Origin of the sequence: Enterobacter sp. MGH 4 (assembly GCF_000534735.1) — a bacterium.
Classification (GTDB): Bacteria; Pseudomonadota; Gammaproteobacteria; order Enterobacterales; family Enterobacteriaceae; genus Enterobacter; species Enterobacter intestinihominis.
In genome coordinates this window covers 1-17,902 of record NZ_KI973290.1, presented here as the reverse complement: position 1 = coordinate 17,902, position 17,902 = coordinate 1, and the positions used below count along the sequence as shown (strand labels likewise).

Below are 17,902 nucleotides of genomic sequence, written 5' to 3'. Positions count from 1 at the left end.
CTCCTTGAGGTAAGAAAAACAGGGGGCGTTAACCCCCTTAATAATGTTTTATTTTTTAGTTGGTTTATTTTTATTACTGTTATCAGCTTTATTCTTTTTTTCTATATCTTTTCTTATTGCTTCCTCTAAAGCTTGTTTATCAATTTTAAGCTGTTCATTTTCTGATTTTAATGTAGAGTTTTCTTCCTTCTCTTTATTATAATCAGCTTTTAGCTTATCATTTTCAATTTTAAGGCTATTATAAGAGTTGATATGTTCGTCAACCTTTTTAATAAGATCTTTATTGCTTTCAGTAAGAAGTTCAATCGCTTTATCGGTTTCAATCTTCTCTTTTTTCATATCATCTATGATTTTTTCGAATGAAACTTTCTCTTCATCACGTTTTTCAAGCTCTTCTTTGTGCTTACGTTCCATGTCAATAATAGCTTGTTTAGCTTTTGCTAATTCAATCTCAAGCTGTTCTTTATCGAATTTGAAACCATCCCTTTCTTCTGTGATACTTACAACGGCATCTTTAAGATTGGTAATTTCGCTATTTAATCCGCTAACAATAGAAGCCTGTTGAGTTTTAAGCGTTTCAATCTCGTTTTCATGCTCAATATTAAGCTTTTTAATAGCGTTTTCATGAGTGGTTTCCAACAACTCAATTTCATTTGTGTGTTCAAGATCTTGTTGAAGTAGTTGTTGATTGAGGCTTTCAACGACTTCTCTATGTTTTTCAATGGTAGCTGTATGAGTTTGTTCTAACTCATCATACTGCTCACCAAGAGCTTTATACTCATCAGAAAGAGCATTAAACGCTTCTGTTTTTTCTGCTAACTCTTCACTTGTCTTTTTGGCCTTTTCTTCAAACTGGCTTCTAAGCTTCGCTTCTTCTTCAAGTGATTGCTTAGTGTTGGTCAGCTCTGTAGTAAGTTCCTGATTAACACGTTTTTCTTGATGAAGAGCTATAACAGCTTCACGAGCCTTTTCAAAGCCTTGTATCTCATTGTTTTCTTTAATAGCTTTAGCGGCGTATTCAGCAGCAAGTTTTTGTTTTTGCTTGATAAGAGCATCTATTTCATTTAGTTCATTCTGAACAACAGCATCTTCAATAACTTCTTTTGGAATTTGCTCTTGATTTTTAATAGACTCTTCTTTAGCTTTTTCTCTTGCTGTAGTGTATAAATCATCAAGATATTCTTTATTATTTGTATCAATAACCTCTTGTGCTTTGATTTCTTCTGGAGAAAGCATTTTACCTTTAGATAAGTAAATGTTATCTAAAAGAGGTAAACCAGCGGCTTTAAGATTGTCATTGATATTTTTAAGAACCTGCGTTCTTACAAAGTTATCTTTTAATGAAAGACTTGCTGTTATTCTTCTTGCGTCAGGATTTAACTGATTTATGATTACTTCACCAGTATTTGGGTTGTATTCATAGTTTTTATCAGTAATGGTATGCGTATGCCTAAATATATGAGAGTGAGTTTTAGTTTTTTGGTCGCTATGAACACCCCAAGCAAAAACACTGTTTTTACCAATAACAGGCATATATTGCTTTGATTTTCCCGGCCCCTGATCTTTTACATAAATAAAATTAGGGTTAGTCATACTGTCAGTGATTATGTCATGTGCTAAAACCTGATCTTCTGCTCTAAAACCTGATAAATCAATAAATAGCTGTTCCCACTCATTCCCCCTGCCTCCAATATCACCAAAAAGAGCTTTTGGATCTTTATTAGTGCTTAGTTCTGAAAGAGGTCTTTGAATGGTATTCAAATACTGTTTTGACATTATCCCACGGTCAATTGTAGCTTCAATTTTTTTAAGAAGCTCTAAACCGTTTTCAGCTTTAATAACTATATCAAGTTCACTATCTTTATACGTAGCGCCGTTGATGGTTGGCTCTAATGGACTTGTTTTACCGCCATTAATGCCCTGAGCATCACGCATTCCGTCTTTATCTAATACTGCTAATATTTTTGCTCCACTCATAATGTATCTCCTATGTATTTTTTGAATGTAGATTTTTTTTGTTCTTACTATATTAATCTACCCTACAATCCTACATTTGAAAATATAACGGTAGTCCGTTCATCCTGTTTAATTACGCCTTTTATCAGGATTTCTTTTTCTTAGTAAAATGAATAGATTTATTTTCTCTGATTAACTCATCTGCTTTTAAATCAGCAAGAGCAAGAATAGTATTTGATAAAGCATCATGGGAAAGAAGCTTAAACTTCTCTTCCAGAGCTTTAGGAACACGGAAACCAATTAAGCGGGGTTCATCTTCCGCTACTACTTTAAAGTCGCAACGAACGTATGACGTAGTGAACGGCTGGAGTTCTCCTAAGTCTTCTTCTCGATGCGCCCAGTATGTGCCAGCATTGGGATCGGAAAAGGCCGTTTCCAGAGACAATTTTTCAAAAGTCTCCATATCATCGAGCCATCCGGCAGGTTTTTTAGATTTTTCTTTTTTGTGGTCTGTCATGCTGAAACTCCATCAGATTTCACGAGAAACGATATATATTAATATATATTAATATATATTAACTTTTATTGCGTCGAGCCTCAACACCGGCTTTGATTTTCTTACCTACGGCATCCATCAGCAACTCAAACTCTTTACGGGCATCAGATACAAGCGGTAAGCCTGTTTTTTCTTCAAAGATGGTGACGCCGTTGTTGTATGAACGAGGATAGGCAACACGCTTTTTGATGTATGGCAAATCGTAGTCATGGCCTGCTGCCCTGTGTTCTTCCTGTAGCTTGATTAACAGGTCGAGCTGTTCTTTGTTCTGGATCTCAACACGATTAGGAACAACGATAAAATCATTGTCTGTCTTACCCTGTTCACGTAGTTCCTGAACGCTCTTGAGCGTAGCACTGTATGAGCTGGCATCAAGGATAGTTGGAATGATTACGAACGGGGCAAGCTGACCATCACCACCGCTATGAATGCCGGGGCTGTGGTCAAATACGAACACATCAACATCTTTAGAGGTTGGCTTACGAGCTACGTTAAACGTTAGTTTTGTTCCGGCCTGTTCTGCGATGCTCGCAAAGAGCAAACTCCCGCCCTGTGGATCGAGGTCTAACAGAGTTGTCTTTTTGCCGTTGTGTCCAAACCAAGAGGAGATAACGATGCTGAAGAGACTTTTCCCAACACCACCTTTTTTATTGTAAATCGAGATAGCAAGCATACACCTACTCCTTTTGTCCTGTTTTACAGTGACTTAAATGTAGTTAGCCGATTGACTAACCATCAATATATATTAATATATATTAGTATATACTACATTTCAACATAAAAAACGAGAGGTAAAAACATGAGTAAAGATAACGATTTAAATGATTTTGAACAGGCTTTTTCAATGGATGCTCCAATGCCTGAATTCCCTGATTATGAGATTGTGGCCGACAACGTAGCCCCAGCTGCAGCTCCGGTTAAGAAGCCAGAACCTGAACCAGAAGTTAACCTTGAGCATGACATGATGGAAGTAAAAAGCCGTATAGATAGCTTTAAAGACGTGCTCAATATCGGTGACAAGTTCGGTATGAGTGATGAGCAAAGGAAGATGATTAAGAACCAGCTTTCAGAACTGGAACTCACTTACGTTAAGCTACAGAAGACACTTAACCTTGAAGAGCCAGCTCCTACCGCTTCCCTGATAGAGAAGAAACCAGAAGAGGCCAAACCAACCGTTCCGGCTGCTGTTGTCTCTGCTGCTGATAGCATACCAGCTCAAGACTTCACCGATTTGGATAAGTTTACCCAAATGAAGAATGAAGAGGCTAAACAGCCTTTTAAAGCCAAGAGCCTTAAAGACCGTATCAAGTCTGTTCGTTCTAACATCCATGAAGAAGAGGGAGAGATCCAGAAAGATAACAGACCTCAATATGTGAAAGACTTTGAAAAAAATCTTATGCCTGAAACTGAGCTAAATGTTAAAACCAACGGCAGAAGCCGCTATTTAACCAACGATGAATTAAAAAATCTTTTTGGTGATAACTATCTTCATTCAAGAGATAACATAGAAGAGGGAAAACTTACTTCAAGGACTCACTATTTCGGGGATGGTCTTTTAATTAAAGAAACAGAAGACGCTATAGCTATTCGTGGTAGACGTAAAGCTAACGATATTGCTGTTGACTTGATTGATGTGGCTAAACAAAAAGGGTGGAACAGCATTGTTTTAACGAAGGGCAATCCTGTCTTTATGGAACAAGCTTATATAAGTGCTATCAAAAATGGTATCAGGGTTGAAGCCACTTCTCTTAAACAAGAAGAAGAATTCCAGATGATACACAAAGCATATGATTTAGATCGATACATGAAATTTGGCGAACCAAAAAAAGAAGAGATTAAAAAGGAAGAGTTTATGCCGGAGTATCAAGTTAAACGTGGTAGAAGTTTAAAAATGTAAAAAGGGGCGAAAGCCCCCTTTCTTTTGGCAACAAAAAACCCGCCGTAGCGGGTCAACAACAAGAGAGTGAAGTTTTATTAGTGAACCAATCCAACCATGTAAGCGAACATACTTACTGTAAAAGATACAGCTACAAAAAATACTGCGATAGCTGGAACACCCATAAAAACGCTAAGAGGGTAAATAGCAACATCAGTAGTTTTGTCTCTGATTTTAGTGATTAAATCAGCCATTGGCAAAAGAACTACTTTAACAGATAAAAACATCATTACTAAACCAACAATAAAAGCTGGAATGTAGTTGAAAGTGCTAAGTAATGTCATCATTTTAAAATCCTCTCTCGTTGTTTGTTGATTAAATAATATCGTACAGTTTTATGGAATTCAAATTATTTTTTAAGTATTTTTTAAAAGGTGGGAACCACCTTTTATTTATTTCTCTCTTGTTCTTCTTTAGTCTCAAGATAAGCAATTATGGGTTTATCTTCACTGTTTGTTGTAGCTCTAACATCATAGAATGGATTTGGTAAAATGTTATCAATACCTTTTAAAGCATTAAGCTTGTTATCAACTGTTGCGTATTTTAAACAATAGGCTCTTACTACACATCTAAAATAAACAGCAAATGATAAGAATACGCCCGATCCAAATGACATAAATGATAAAACCTTTGCTGCTGTATCAATTCCGGTATAGATTTTATAACCACCCATTATAGCTACACCAAGCATAAAAACAAACATCACTAAAGAAGCTATAGAGAAGTTTGTATAATTTTTTTGTCTTAAATTTTCATCAGCGTTCTTTAGACTATACAACTCTTCATAGGATAGTTTCTTATCATTATTCCCTTTAAATCTATTAAAAAGCTCTATATTGGAACGAGCTGTTTCTATAGGAACTTTAACCGTATTAGATGCAGAGTCATATAAATTATTCGCAATCTTTTTTGGATTAATCGTAGTGTATGACTTTAAAATATTTTTAGCAGTGTTTTTTACCTTATCTTCAAATTCTTTATCTTTCATAAATATCTCCTTCTTTGTATGTATATAAATTAATTAACACATAAAATAAACACGTCAATAGAATTGATAAAAAAAAGGTAGCAACGCGCTACCTTTTAGTTAGTTTCAGATAAAAGGATTACTTATTCCTTTGAATTAAGGTCTGTTATAGACTGACCATGATTTCCTTTATCTGTTGGCGTGTTGTTAGTTGGCTCTTGATTACTACCTTTACCAATATTACCTTCATTGCCGCCTTTAGGTTCAATATCTCTTTTTTTCTCACGGTTTCTTGCCATGTTTGACATAGAACTTGCTGTAGCTTGCCCTGCTCTTTCAACAGTATTAGTAGTATTGCTTTTCGCATTACTAAGAGCTTCTTCTGAACCGCCCATTACTTTACCGCTTAATGAAGTTCCTCTAGCGCCTATCCATTCTAAAACAGTGTCTGGAAGAGTAGACATAACTCTTGTAGCGTTCATCGTATTGTTTAAGTTTAAACACATATAAACAGCAATCATTGCTATTGAGTAAGTAATACCCAGCCAACCTGAGTCAACAAAACTTGTAGCTATCAAGAACGTTGCGTTTATGAGGGCAGCCCCCGCACACATCATCACGAAAGAAGCAAGGAAACCAAATATTGCTAACCCCGGCTTTAGTGTTAACACCAGTGTAAGCATATAGCCCTGTCCTTGTTTACCTACAACGTCATCAGCATCCGGCGCTAAGTGAGCTAAAACCCACATAGGGCTGGCTACATAGGCTTCTATACACGTAGCCATGTATGAGAGCACAATCCCCATCCAGATGATGTAAGGTATCATAGGGATGACGTAAGCAAGCATGATGCCGTTTATCAAGCCTACGATCATCAAGAACGAGAAGAACGGCCCGATCACAGTACCTGCTGCTATCAACACATCTGAGAGTTTAGGTATCAACGCTAACAATGAAACAGAGCTTGCGCCTATCCCCATTGCCGCTACACCATTAAGAACGTGATTACCTACGTTTACTTGCTGTGTAATAGATAACAATTGATCTACTTTACCATCCCCCATGAACCAACCACCGTTTGAGTTTGCTCCTCTTAATAAGCTTGTAAATAATGAACTGTCTTCACCCGCTATGTTAGTAGTATCAGCGTTAAGCTTGTCAGTGCCATTTATTAAAGTTTTGACTTTGCTAAAGCGAGGTTCAAATCTGTCAGCAAGATAATTTAAACGTTCAGAAGCTTGACCAGAAGAAGCTGGAATACTGTTCATTGCTGCGTTAGTTCCATTTATCGCCTGAACAATTTTCATGTAGTAAGCACCAAAAAATGCCCAGCCTTTTTCCGTTATATCTGCGATAGAGTCAATTTTAATAGCTTGAGCCATTGCTAATTTTCCAGCTTCATTCATTGATTTTTTATATTCCAATGACATTTCTTCAATCTTATCATTTACTGCTTTCGTGTTTGTAGGATCAGGATTAGCTAAAGTCTCTGAGTAAGCAATCGCATCTAAAACCATTTTATTAAGTGCTTTAGCCTGAGCTTGTTGAACCGCATTTTGTATCGAAGCAACATCAACTAAAGGTTTATATCCAGAACCAGAAGCAAGAGCATTTTGTTGTTCACCAGAGCTTGATACATCTAATCTAAGAAAGCCGCACATTTGAGATTTATCACCAGTGCTCCAGTCGTCTTTTAAACCACCAAAGTTATAACCTATTATTCTTTTTCCATCGCTTTTTGACTCGAAGTTTTGAACGCTGAAATATTGAATATTACCTCTGAAATACTTAGATGATTGAGCAAACTCTCTTGCTGTTTCTTCGTTATAGATTTTAACGCACGTCGCACCTAAAAGTGTATCTTTAGCAAGTTTCCTTATTTCAAGATTAGAGCTTACACTTGAGTAATCAAAAAAGATGGTTATGAACGCAATAGCGATTGGGATCATTGTTCCTGCTAAACCAATTCCAGTTTTTATCAATGAGTAAATCACCATATGAATAGCACAAAAGCCTGTTGGCATAGGAAGAAGCATAGCCGTTCCTAAAGCTGTTCTGATGGGAAGCCACATAGAAGACCATTTTTTACCTAACATCTCACCATCATGAGCCGTGACCATAGTTCCACTAATCAAAACATAAGCTGCTAATACTCCACCTAAAACTAAAAGAAAATGAAGAAACAACGCCATTATTCCAGAGAAAGCGCCTATAGCTTCTGGATTAAGGTATTTGTCTACAAAGTTGTTCATAAACCAGTCAGTTGATAATGGAGTTAACCAATCCATAGTATCGGCACTCGCATTTGTCGCATACAATAGCATTGCCATTATAAGCAATATTTTTTTAATCATAAAATATCTCCATGTAATTTATATAAAAGTTTTTTCTGATGTTTTTGTTATTTTTATTAAACGCCATTATTTAATAAATAATATATTTTAAAAGATTGTCAATAGGTAGCGGTTTGCTTGACAATATTAAATTTAAATTATATTTAATTATATATATAGAAAGGAGGTGTTAAAAAATGGGTAATACAAAAGAATATGTAATTCATCCTTTTGTTGCGGGTGAATGTTCGATAGATAAGTTTGAGTCAGAAGAAATAGCAGTAATTGATATAATAACAAGAGAAGAGATAGTGTATTGCGATCCCGGATGTTATTTGATTAGTAGATCGCTATTAAACACATTAATAGAAAGTAATGTTAATTGTGTGAACATCATTAAACATGAAGATTTAAAAATAAAGTTTAGTGTTAAACACAATATGGAACATCCGAATAAGAGCATACCTAAATGGTATAGACTGATACCATTCAAAAAAGGAGAGGAAAGCAAAGAAATATATTTGAACGAAAACAATGATCTTATTGTGAATGAAAGGATACTCAATCTATTAAAAAAGCATAGAGTAAAAAGGCTAAAAATAGAAGAGTATGAAGATGAACATGAAGCAAAGATAATAAAAGAAGAAAAGGCTAAACCAGTATTCATAACAGAAAAAAACAACACAATGAAGCAAATCATCATTTTTATTGTGATAATGTCTGTTGTCGCTTATTGGTTCTTTAACTAAATGGAGAAAACAATGAGTGAAACAAACTGGTTAGAAATTGAAAGTAAAAATCATATAAAAGTGATTAATGATACAAAAATAAACAAGCAAGATGAAAAGATAGCTATACGTGTTGAGCGTAGTTTATTACGAAAGATAAAAAACATAAGCATGGGTAGCATTTCATATGCTGTTTGCTCGTTAGCTGATTATGCTCTTAATGACGTGATAAAGAATAAAAAACACCTTGTTCTAAAGAGAGAGAAAACAGGCAATGTGTCTTATCAGTTGAGAGATTATGTTGATAGCGATACCAACCATATATCTATCACTTGTGAGCGTAGCGACATAAGCACAGATCTTACCAGAACAACAATTTGGGCTTACGAAAACTTTATACAACGAATAAAGGCAAATACAAACTCATACTATACGATAGCTGTCATTGGCCTTGTAAAGTATGGAATTGATTTGCTGGATACCAAAAACAAAACATTGATGATTACAAAAAAGGAGAAACAATATGAAATCATGTGATACCAATAAAAAACTACTACTGGATCTTTTGGCGTTCATAGCTTTTGATATGCTGGATGAGAAATACAACAACAATAAGTTAATCATAACAAACAGAGCTAAAAAATATTTAGACAATAACTACAGTGGTAGATTTGATTACATAATGAATTTAAAACATGGAGCTATCGCCTCAACATTCATGAAAGAGGGTGTGGAGGGTCATATTTTCGCTTACAGTGATAAAGATGAAGATATTGAGGATTTATTTGATTATGTTGTCAGAGATAAGTTAAGGGCTTATATAGATAACACAAAATACAATCAGGAAGAGCTAACTAAAGAGATTGAAATTTTAGCTAAAGAGTTTCATAATGGTTATATGAAAAACTATTCATTCTTAAATCAAATATTATTGTATGTATGCGGTTGCTATAAAATAAAACCTCGCCTTGAGAAACCTATCATGATTGCTTTATAAAACATTTTGTTATTTAAAATGCTGTATGTTAGATTACCCCTTTACTGTATGGTTAAGGGGTTTAACATGAGCGATCTTTCTCACTTATCAAACATCCGTTCTCTGCGTAAAATCGCTAATGAAATTGGTGATGAAGAGTTCTTAGTGTTCGCTGAAAAGGTTGAAGCTGTAAAAGAAGAGATCAACAAGCGCATTGAAGAAGAGAAGCAAAAGCAGCTACTGGTTGAAGACAAGCTTAAAGCTACTACTGAACTACTCCAGTCTGAAGGCTTTGAAGTGAGCTTAGACAGCGTGAGAGCGTTCCTGTTAGGGCAAGAGCTTCCTGCACCGGGTAAGGGCGCTAAGGGCGTTAAACGTGGTTCTGTAGAGCCTAAGTATGCTTATACAAACGCAGATGGTGAAGAGGTCTTATGGTCTGGTCGTGGTCGTCCACCAAAACCTATTGAAGAAGCCATCAAAGGCGGGGCTAAAAAAGACGATTTCCTGATCAAAAAAGACTAATAACAACGGTCAATACCAGAGAAAACCAAGCCCCTATTCAGGGGCTTTTATTTGGATTAACTTTTCTTAAAAAAACTTTCTTTTAGCAATTTTATACTCATCCCTTTATAAATCTGACCTCTGTTTGCTACTTTCATCATAAGAATATTGTCAATAACTAACGTAGCCATTATTACAGAGTAAATCAAGTTGGCGGTAAAGCTTGTATCATTCCAAAATATAAATGCTATTACGAGAAAAGCAAATATCCTAACTAAAAAATTATCCTTCATTAACCACCTCTCTTTTTATCTCTTTGTTTATTTTGTAAGACTCATATAACAGCTTTAACGAAATCAGATTAAAAACAATACCTATTACACCATATCTTGATATGTCTGTTGTCTCGAAAAACAGGTAAAATGAATATCCCGTAAATATCATTGCTACAACTATATAAAACCATGCTTCTAAAACTTTATTTTTCATAATCCAACCTCTTATTTATCGTAAAAGTAAACTGTAATTGGTTTGTCTGAATATCCATCTTCACCATTCGCACAAGCAGATGTTGTAGTAGCCATATTTAGCTCTAAACCATTTTCTATATTTTTAACTTCTGTAGATCCAACAACTATTTTAAAATAACTTGCTCCAGCTTGAGAAACAAACTTCGGGCAAGCATCTACAGATACGTTCTCAAACCCAATATAAAAGCTTCCATCGTAATAAGGTTCTATTAAGACGTTTGCGCCCCAACTATCCCAAATCAGATTATCATCAACTATATCTTCTGGAACTATCTTAGACTTGATTACTGCGTCTACTGATAAACCTGTAAAGTCAGCTTGTCCGGCGTATAGGTTTTTAATGCCAGCGTTTAACGTGCCTAATATTTTTATATCACTGTCAATTTTTTGGCCTGAGCTTACTTTAGGGTAAACCATGAACACCGCTACTATGATTGCTGCTATAACACCAAAAACCAACAACAACTCTAACAATGAAAATCCTTTCTTCCTTTTCTTACTTAATATGTGTGTCATAAATAACCTTCCTTTTTAAATGATGGATGTAAACATAACAGTTGAGCTTTCTTGTGATGCGCAAGCGGCTGTAGCTTTGGTTATGTCTATTCCATACCCTTCTTCTAAGTTCTTAACATCAGTGCTCCCGTTGTCGTTGTATACAGTGATACTCACAAAATTACCTGATACGGCTGTAATGAGTTTTGCGCAAGCATCAGGGGGAACGGCATCATACATGATGTTGTATTTGCCATGATTGCCGCTGTATTCAACGCTTACATTGCCTTTCCACTCGTTCACTAACTTCCCATCCAAGATCATGTTGTCAGGGGCGTTCTTAGACGCAATGAAGCTATCAGTATTCAATGATGAGATCTTAGCCCTGCCGCCATAGAGTGATTTCACTCCCGCTTGAATAGCTGTTATGTTTCTGCTCTCTTTGTCTATCTTTTGTGAAGCCTGAACTTTTGGAAAAACTATAAAAGCGGCTATTATTATTCCAGCTATAACACCTAACGTTAAAAGCAATTCTAATAGTGAAAACCCTTTTTTACTTTTCCTGTCTTTTAATAATATAAAACTATTTATCATAATCATTCTCCTTTGTCGTTTTTTTCAATTTCATTTTCTTTTTTTGATTTGATATTCTTATCCTTTTCAAAAATATTCATAATGTTGTATTTTTGACGAAACATCCAAGGTAATAAAGCTCCTGCCATATAAAAACCAACTCCATATGAATAGTATATAAACATTTTATCAGCGACTTCTTTGTTTATGCCCAACTCATTTTTTAAGAGAATGGTTGTCGAGCAATACAGCATAACAAAAACCCCAAACCTAATAACGAACATAGAGAAATCTTTTAATAATTTACCTCTTTTGCTATCATCATCTGAATACTCTTTCAATATTCTTGTTATTTTATCTATCATAATCATTCTCCTTTGTTGTTTTGTTTTCTGCTTTGTTTATAGAATTTCCTATATTGTTATTACCTCCCCTTTTTTGAAAGTCAATTCCATCATTAAAACCTTCAGAATATCCTTTGATTATTAAATCCAGTTCTTTTTTATTCCTTTTATTTTTTATTAACTTAAATGAGTTATAAGTTAGGTATGTAATTACTTCCAATAACAATATAACCAACAGCGTATAAAAAACAGCTTCGATACTGCTTATTTTATTAAGCAGGGCGTTCAACATAGGATTTATATCTGACATTATCAATGTGCCTGCTATGAACACTATAACTCCATAACATATTAACTTTCTATACATTACCTTTTGTAATACGTCTTCTTTAATATTCCTAATTCCATTCTTCATATACTACCTCTCTTTTTTGTCTGTTTTGATTTTCATAAATAACACCACCTTCTTTAAGAAACTCATCAATAAAATCTGACCATGTTTCTATTTCTTTTTCTCTTGTTTCTGTTCCCATACTCACCTCTCTTTTGTTAAATACTCCAATATATATCTGCTTTAAAATGCTCTGCTGGCTCGTTCACATAAGCCTTAAACGGTATAACAGCAAGGGCTTGATTGATGTAGCCAGATCTTTTATATGATGCTCTAATCTGATTGAAACCATGCTTAATGTGGGCTGGTATAATCTTTCGTGCTTCAAGTCTGTCTATCAATGCTATTATTGATACTAATCTGTTATCCTTTATTAAAAATGCGCTTGATATAAACTCACTTCCGTTATGTAAACCTAATCTTTTCAAATCTATCATTATGTCTTTTTTCATTTTAAGTTCTCTCCTTTTCTCTTTTTAATAATCTCTTTTGCCTTTTATTTAGTTTTTTGTTTTTCATTCTTTTTAAGTTTTCTACCTTGTCGTCTGAAAATAAACCAGAACAGATTTCAAACAATAACATGGCTACACTTGCTAAGATTAGAATGAATGGAAATGCTATATATGTATATCTATAATAAATAAGATCTTCGATATTTAAAGCAAGCCATAGACTCACACATATTGTCGTTAACATTATTAGTAATAGAGCAAGTATTATATCCTCGCCTTTTCCTGATTTTTTCAATCTCAATACAAATTTCGATTTAATATTCATGCCTTTAATCTCATCAGCTATAACTGAAGATACACACAAGAAACATGATGATACCCATAATCCAACTGTATATATGAAAAATAAAGTATAAAAATAAGGTGAAGTTAAAATGTCTTCTGGTTTCACCTGATTTATTTCATTAGTGGCTATTGTCGCAGCAAGCAAAAAACTTACAAAAGAAATTATCGGGATGATCTGGATATAAAACCTTTTACTTTTTATCATCGCACTTAATAAATATAAGGAAAAATGCCATATTGCTGTGATTGCCAAAAACATTAAAAACATCACTCCTGCCATTAGTGGCATTTCAATAACAAGGAATTTAATAAGTTCATGGTTATTTAAAACCTCTTCTGAAACTATCACCCTCATTATCTGTGATATAATAATAAGTAAAAAAGGAATGATAAAATACAATGCCATATCATGCTTTTTAAAAAAACTAACTATTTTATTTCCTGATGATTCATTCATAAAAACTCTCCTTTATTTGTGTATAATCAATTAATACTATATTTAAAATGTTAGTCAAATAAATATATACTTTTATTTTAAATATCAGATGAGCGGTTTAACTAAACCATATCCATTTAAAAATAAAATCCCGAAAATGCTGTTCTTAAACTTGACAACAATTAATTAAAGCGTTATAAAATATAAGTAAGTATGGGTTATGGGTATTTCTCATCTTATAGGATGTTTAATTTGATAAGTTATATATTGTAGATTGCGTCCTAATATATAACAACGATTAGAACATGGGGTTTAGGCTCCATGTTTTTTTGTGTCTAACTATCCCGCCTGCCTGATAAATTAATTATTAAAAATCAATCTATCTGAAAAGCCAACTTTAAGCTCATTAAATAAGAATTCATTTTTTTTATAGCATTCTGATAATCCTGAAGCACCTAATTGCTGCTTTCTTTCCATACAATTATCTATATCCTTGTTTATTATAATTAGCTTTGATTTTTGCTCTTCTGTTAATGATTTTATTATTGGTATTGGTGTGTCATAAAGCATGATATTCATAACATCAGTTTGTAGGTTATATAAACTATTTTCTTCTATGCTTATTTTGTTTTCGGTGCTTTCAATAAAAGATACAAAAACTAATGCCAGTATTAACATAATAAACACTTCAATTAATTCATTATAGTAATCATCATCTTTTTTTGTTTTAACAACTTTATTTTTCATATTAATCTCCTGATAAGGGGTTTCCCCCTTATGCTGCTTGTCTTTCGTTAATGGTTGTCATGAATGCTTTAGCGTGAGCTGAGTAGCCTCTCCAGTTGTGATGAATGTCTGCCCCAGCTTCTATGAGAACGGTCATAACAGCCTCATCACGTCTTATGTAAGCCATTTGAAGAGCTGTAGTGTTGTCTACGTGGGATTTGAAGTTAACTCTTGCTCCAGCCTTTATAAGCAAACTTGCTTTTGATCTGTCTGCTCTGAAAATCGCTGTCATACCAACATTGTTTCTATGATTGACATTAGCCCCTTTGTTTAAAAGAAGATTTGAAGTCATATAATCAGAGAAGAACAACGCTGTATTGCCGTCTTTATCTTTAGCATTTATATTGATGCCAGCATTTATTAAAGCTTCTGCTTTAAGGTAGTCAGCACCAAACAAAGCTGTTTTACCTTCATCGTTTATAAAGTTTAAGTTAATATCAGGATGAGTTATTAATACTCTTTTCACTAAATCAATATCATTGCTGAATAAAAGTTTTTCAATTCTGTTTTCTTTTGTGTTTGTAAATGCTTTTACTTTGTTTAAAATAATACTCATGTTAATCACCTTTTTCCTTTTCTATTGTGTATATTAAATAGATAACATATCTAACCCAATTGTAAATAATAAAGGGAATATATTTTAATAAAACAGGACGGACGGATAACCTATACTACTTTTTTAAAATATTTTCTCAATTAAAGTTGACTTATATATAATAAGTGCTAATTAATATATAAGAGACAAGCAATCTTGTCCTTTATATAAAAGTTTTTATGTTTATGATGCTTCACCTTTCTATGTATGTGTGTGTATGACTAAAGCCCTCTCACCGGGGCTTTTTTCTTTTCTATTATCCTTCCAGTTAAATTAATAATCATTTAAATATAGAGTGTTTTACTTATACCGCTTATCGGATAGTTAAAATAAAAGTATATATTTATTTGACTATTATTTTAAAAGTGTTATTAATTATATATAACAGAAAAACAAAAGGAGATATGTTATGAATACAAACACTTTAAATACAGTTTACAACTCAATGATAAATACTTTTAATATGGTTGAGTTTAATTTAGATAACGGATTCACTTTATATCAGAATGATGATTGTGAATATACAGAAATAGGAAGAACATACTATAACGCTAAAGGATATGCGAAAAGCTACACTATACATGACGATGGTTCTTTCTTTATAATAAAATCAAACAGCAAAGTATGTAAGAAAGTCAAAAATGAACACGTTAAAGACGTTATCTCTTCTCTAATAGATGCCATTAAAAAAGATGGACACTCACTTGAAATGAAACACTAACCCTTACAGCCCCTTCGGGGGGCTTTTAATTTTTTAGTATATTTATTTTTGATTTTTATTTTAAATATGTTATTAATTGAACTGGTAAATAAATAAAGGTGATTATATGAGTGATATAAAATACAACGTTCAAGATATTTGTAATGAACTTAAAAGTTTACACATATGGGAAGAGTTTTGTGATTGGGGATATTCTATTTATCCTGATTTGCATAATTCACAACAGGCTTTCATGTATTGCTATGAAGTTTTTAAACTTAACGAGAGTTTCTTTTTGAATGAATGGAAGAGGTAATTATATGAAAAAAACAAAAACGCTATTTGAGCAATTAAAGGATAGGGCTAATCAGCTTTCGGCAGGTGAAGCAATAATAGTGCTTGACGAGATCAACAAAAAAGAAGGGTTTGAGAATGCTGTTATCTTTCTCAACAGTAGAATGAAACATATCAGGGAGGCAATTCTTAAAGACACATTTACCCTACAGGGCTGTAGGAACGTCAATCATGAGCTGGCAAGCGAGCTTATCGCTAGAGTTCAGCAGGAACAGCTATCAGCTACTATACAGGCCACAACCAACTATGAAGCTACCACAAGAAAGCGTCTGTAAGACTGAAAGAGAAGAGGACGGGTTTAGTGTTCTCTTCTCTCTGGTTGTTCACTCACTTCATTACCTTGCCAGCTTTCACCAACGCTTTGAGTTCAGTCTCTGATAACAGCGCATTGTGAGTAAGAGCTGAGTATACGTTTCCAACCTTCCAGATCTCCGGCTGTTCAGTAGCTTTAAGCACCACCACAGGCTCACAGTCTTCACCTTTCTCATAAACCCATATAGCAGGATGGTTAACGCCGTTCTCGTCCTCATACTCCTTTAAATCAGTATCAAAATGCTTGTTCAGTAGAGTGATCAGTTTCATAGTCGTTTCCAGTTTTGTTAGTCAGGTCAAGTTAGTCAGAACAGGATACGTGGTTACGTTGTCACTATCAAGTATATATTAATATATATTAGTATATATTAGGTTAAATCATAGTTATGTGAAAGGTCAGGTAGGACAGGCGGCAGCAGGGCAGATCTGGATCAGGCCGGATGTTATGGGGTAGGATAGATGGAAAGTAGAAGCGGGGAAAGGTAGGTTTTAGTATTCCTACATATGGCGAGAACCTACATACCTACTCTATCGAGGATAGCGAAAAGGGGAGGCGTAGCCTCAACTTGAAGTATTCCGGCACATGGAAGATAAAAAAACAGCATCAGGAATACAAAAGCAACGTAACACACTGTTATATATAGGTATTTTGTTATATTCCGGTTTTTCCAAACATTCCAGCCAGAAATCACACCACATATACAAATCGCACTGTTTCAAAGTATTCCAAGCCGTGGAATGTTATTTTTGCTGTTTTGGAATATAAAAACGACGCAAACCCTTGATATATAAGGCTTTTTTGTTTTATTCCACACATTCCAAATATTCCAAAAATATAACACACATACATATATATAAAATAGATCGATCCCTGTCTTTTGCATGTGTAGATGTAGAGGTAGGGTGACGCAAGGTAGGGTAGGAGCAATAGACCCTTATTTTCTACAAGTAGGAGTAGGCTAGCCTACTCCTACTTGTAGAAAATAAGGGTCTATTGCTCCTACCCTACCTTGCGTCACCCTACCTCTACATCTACACATGCAAAAGACAGGGATCGATCTATTTTATATATATGTATGTGTGTTATATTTTTGGAATATTTGGAATGTGTGGAATAAAACAAAAAAGCCTTATATATCAAGGGTTTGCGTCGTTTTTATATTCCAAAACAGCAAAAATAACATTCCACGGCTTGGAATACTTTGAAACAGTGCGATTTGTATATGTGGTGTGATTTCTGGCTGGAATGTTTGGAAAAACCGGAATATAACAAAATACCTATATATAACAGTGTGTTACGTTGCTTTTGTATTCCTGATGCTGTTTTTTTATCTTCCATGTGCCGGAATACTTCAAGTTGAGGCTACGCCTCCCCTTTTCGCTATCCTCGATAGAGTAGGTATGTAGGTTCTCGCCATATGTAGGAATACTAAAACCTACCTTTCCCCGCTTCTACTTTCCATCTATCCTACCCCATAACATCCGGCCTGATCCAGATCTGCCCTGCTGCCGCCTGTCCTACCTGACCTTTCACATAACTATGATTTAACCTAATATATACTAATATATATTAATATATACTTGATAGTGACAACGTAACCACGTATCCTGTTCTGACTAACTTGACCTGACTAAC

General features: G+C 34.3%; 24 protein-coding genes. 7 read left to right on the top strand and 17 right to left on the bottom strand.

All coding sequences use genetic code 11. The features are described from left to right. Window positions 1-48: 48 nt before the first annotated feature. The 3 genes from L350_RS10755 to L350_RS10765 form a co-directional block, all read right to left on the bottom strand. Window positions 49-1,977, bottom strand: coding sequence for a coiled-coil domain-containing protein (locus L350_RS10755; RefSeq protein WP_032625061.1), 1,929 nt, complete (start codon window positions 1,975-1,977; stop codon window positions 49-51). A 124-nt stretch (window positions 1,978-2,101) separates the two neighbouring features. Next, on the bottom strand, window positions 2,102-2,473 hold the full coding sequence (locus L350_RS10760; RefSeq protein WP_032625058.1) for a hypothetical protein: 372 nt from the start codon (window positions 2,471-2,473) through the stop codon (window positions 2,102-2,104). 58 nt (window positions 2,474-2,531) lie between these two features. Beyond that, on the bottom strand, window positions 2,532-3,185 hold the full coding sequence (locus L350_RS10765) for a ParA family protein (protein WP_032625056.1): 654 nt from the start codon (window positions 3,183-3,185) through the stop codon (window positions 2,532-2,534). 126 nt (window positions 3,186-3,311) lie between these two features. On the opposite strand from L350_RS10765, the gene L350_RS10770 reads away from it, so the two are divergent. Next, window positions 3,312-4,409, top strand: coding sequence for an LPD7 domain-containing protein (locus tag L350_RS10770; protein ID WP_032625054.1), 1,098 nt, complete (start codon window positions 3,312-3,314; stop codon window positions 4,407-4,409). A 77-nt stretch (window positions 4,410-4,486) separates the two neighbouring features. On the opposite strand, the gene L350_RS10775 is transcribed toward L350_RS10770, so the two are convergent. From L350_RS10775 to L350_RS10785, 3 genes are all read right to left on the bottom strand, one after another. Further along, on the bottom strand, window positions 4,487-4,735 hold the full coding sequence (locus L350_RS10775; protein WP_032625052.1) for a hypothetical protein: 249 nt from the start codon (window positions 4,733-4,735) through the stop codon (window positions 4,487-4,489). A 101-nt stretch (window positions 4,736-4,836) separates the two neighbouring features. Then, on the bottom strand, window positions 4,837-5,436 hold the full coding sequence (locus L350_RS10780) for a hypothetical protein (RefSeq protein WP_032625050.1): 600 nt from the start codon (window positions 5,434-5,436) through the stop codon (window positions 4,837-4,839). A gap of 122 nt (window positions 5,437-5,558) precedes the next feature. After that, window positions 5,559-7,769: a DotA/TraY family protein gene (locus L350_RS10785; RefSeq protein WP_032625048.1), complete on the bottom strand. Its 2,211-nt coding sequence runs from the start codon at window positions 7,767-7,769 to the stop codon at window positions 5,559-5,561. A 176-nt stretch (window positions 7,770-7,945) separates the two neighbouring features. On the opposite strand from L350_RS10785, the gene L350_RS10790 reads away from it, so the two are divergent. The 4 genes from L350_RS10790 to L350_RS10805 all read left to right on the top strand — a co-directional run bounded on the left by L350_RS10790 (window position 7,946) and on the right by L350_RS10805 (window position 9,974). After that, the gene (locus L350_RS10790; RefSeq protein ID WP_032625046.1) at window positions 7,946-8,497 is read left to right on the top strand and encodes a hypothetical protein; all 552 of its coding nucleotides are present in this window, start codon (window positions 7,946-7,948) and stop codon (window positions 8,495-8,497) included. A gap of 12 nt (window positions 8,498-8,509) precedes the next feature. Then, window positions 8,510-9,013 carry a hypothetical protein gene (locus L350_RS10795; protein ID WP_032625044.1) on the top strand — a complete coding sequence of 168 codons (504 nt, stop codon included), beginning with the start codon at window positions 8,510-8,512 and terminating at the stop codon, window positions 9,011-9,013. After that, a complete protein-coding gene (locus tag L350_RS10800) occupies window positions 9,000-9,473 on the top strand; it encodes a hypothetical protein (RefSeq protein WP_032625042.1) in 474 nt (157 codons plus the stop codon). Before L350_RS10795 ends, L350_RS10800 begins: the two co-directional genes overlap by 14 nt. A gap of 66 nt (window positions 9,474-9,539) precedes the next feature. Then, window positions 9,540-9,974: an H-NS family nucleoid-associated regulatory protein gene (locus tag L350_RS10805; protein ID WP_032625041.1), complete on the top strand. Its 435-nt coding sequence runs from the start codon at window positions 9,540-9,542 to the stop codon at window positions 9,972-9,974. Window positions 9,975-10,235: 261 nt separating this feature from the next. On the opposite strand, the gene L350_RS10815 is transcribed toward L350_RS10805, so the two are convergent. From L350_RS10815 to L350_RS0122430, 10 genes are all read right to left on the bottom strand, one after another. Then, window positions 10,236-10,442 (bottom strand): hypothetical protein, encoded by a 207-nt coding sequence (locus tag L350_RS10815; protein ID WP_032625038.1) that lies wholly within the window; start codon window positions 10,440-10,442, stop codon window positions 10,236-10,238. A gap of 11 nt (window positions 10,443-10,453) precedes the next feature. Next, window positions 10,454-10,999, bottom strand: a complete 546-nt coding sequence (locus L350_RS10820; protein ID WP_032625037.1) for a type 4 pilus major pilin — start codon at window positions 10,997-10,999, stop codon at window positions 10,454-10,456. Window positions 11,000-11,014: 15 nt separating this feature from the next. Then, complete coding sequence (locus tag L350_RS10825; RefSeq protein ID WP_050595073.1) at window positions 11,015-11,572, bottom strand: type 4 pilus major pilin; 558 nt, start codon at window positions 11,570-11,572, stop codon at window positions 11,015-11,017. Window positions 11,573-11,574: 2 nt separating this feature from the next. Continuing rightward, complete coding sequence (locus tag L350_RS10830) at window positions 11,575-11,916, bottom strand: hypothetical protein (protein ID WP_032625035.1); 342 nt, start codon at window positions 11,914-11,916, stop codon at window positions 11,575-11,577. Further along, a complete protein-coding gene (locus L350_RS10835; protein WP_032625033.1) occupies window positions 11,906-12,310 on the bottom strand; it encodes a hypothetical protein in 405 nt (134 codons plus the stop codon). The genes L350_RS10830 and L350_RS10835 overlap by 11 nt, the downstream gene beginning before the upstream one ends. Then, window positions 12,294-12,428: a hypothetical protein gene (locus L350_RS24690; RefSeq protein WP_256682283.1), complete on the bottom strand. Its 135-nt coding sequence runs from the start codon at window positions 12,426-12,428 to the stop codon at window positions 12,294-12,296. The genes L350_RS10835 and L350_RS24690 overlap by 17 nt, the downstream gene beginning before the upstream one ends. A gap of 16 nt (window positions 12,429-12,444) precedes the next feature. Beyond that, window positions 12,445-12,738, bottom strand: a complete 294-nt coding sequence (locus tag L350_RS10840) for a hypothetical protein (protein ID WP_032625032.1) — start codon at window positions 12,736-12,738, stop codon at window positions 12,445-12,447. Between the two features lies 1 nt (window position 12,739). After that, window positions 12,740-13,540: a hypothetical protein gene (locus tag L350_RS10845; RefSeq protein WP_032625031.1), complete on the bottom strand. Its 801-nt coding sequence runs from the start codon at window positions 13,538-13,540 to the stop codon at window positions 12,740-12,742. Between the two features lie 339 nt (window positions 13,541-13,879). Then, entirely contained in the window at window positions 13,880-14,266 is a 387-nt protein-coding gene (locus L350_RS10850) for a hypothetical protein (RefSeq protein ID WP_032625029.1), read from the bottom strand. Window positions 14,267-14,294: 28 nt separating this feature from the next. Beyond that, window positions 14,295-14,861 carry an ankyrin repeat domain-containing protein gene (locus L350_RS0122430; protein ID WP_045892634.1) on the bottom strand — a complete coding sequence of 189 codons (567 nt, stop codon included), beginning with the start codon at window positions 14,859-14,861 and terminating at the stop codon, window positions 14,295-14,297. Window positions 14,862-15,309: 448 nt separating this feature from the next. Here L350_RS0122430 and L350_RS10855 point away from each other — a divergent pair, with 448 nt between their 5' ends. Together L350_RS10855 and L350_RS10865 are read left to right on the top strand one after the other, a co-directional pair. Next, entirely contained in the window at window positions 15,310-15,621 is a 312-nt protein-coding gene (locus tag L350_RS10855; RefSeq protein WP_032625027.1) for a hypothetical protein, read from the top strand. A gap of 299 nt (window positions 15,622-15,920) precedes the next feature. Next, entirely contained in the window at window positions 15,921-16,229 is a 309-nt protein-coding gene (locus tag L350_RS10865) for a hypothetical protein (RefSeq protein ID WP_032625022.1), read from the top strand. Between the two features lie 52 nt (window positions 16,230-16,281). On the opposite strand, the gene L350_RS10870 is transcribed toward L350_RS10865, so the two are convergent. Next, window positions 16,282-16,536: a hypothetical protein gene (locus L350_RS10870; RefSeq protein ID WP_032625020.1), complete on the bottom strand. Its 255-nt coding sequence runs from the start codon at window positions 16,534-16,536 to the stop codon at window positions 16,282-16,284. Between the last annotated feature and the right edge of the window lie 1,366 nt (window positions 16,537-17,902).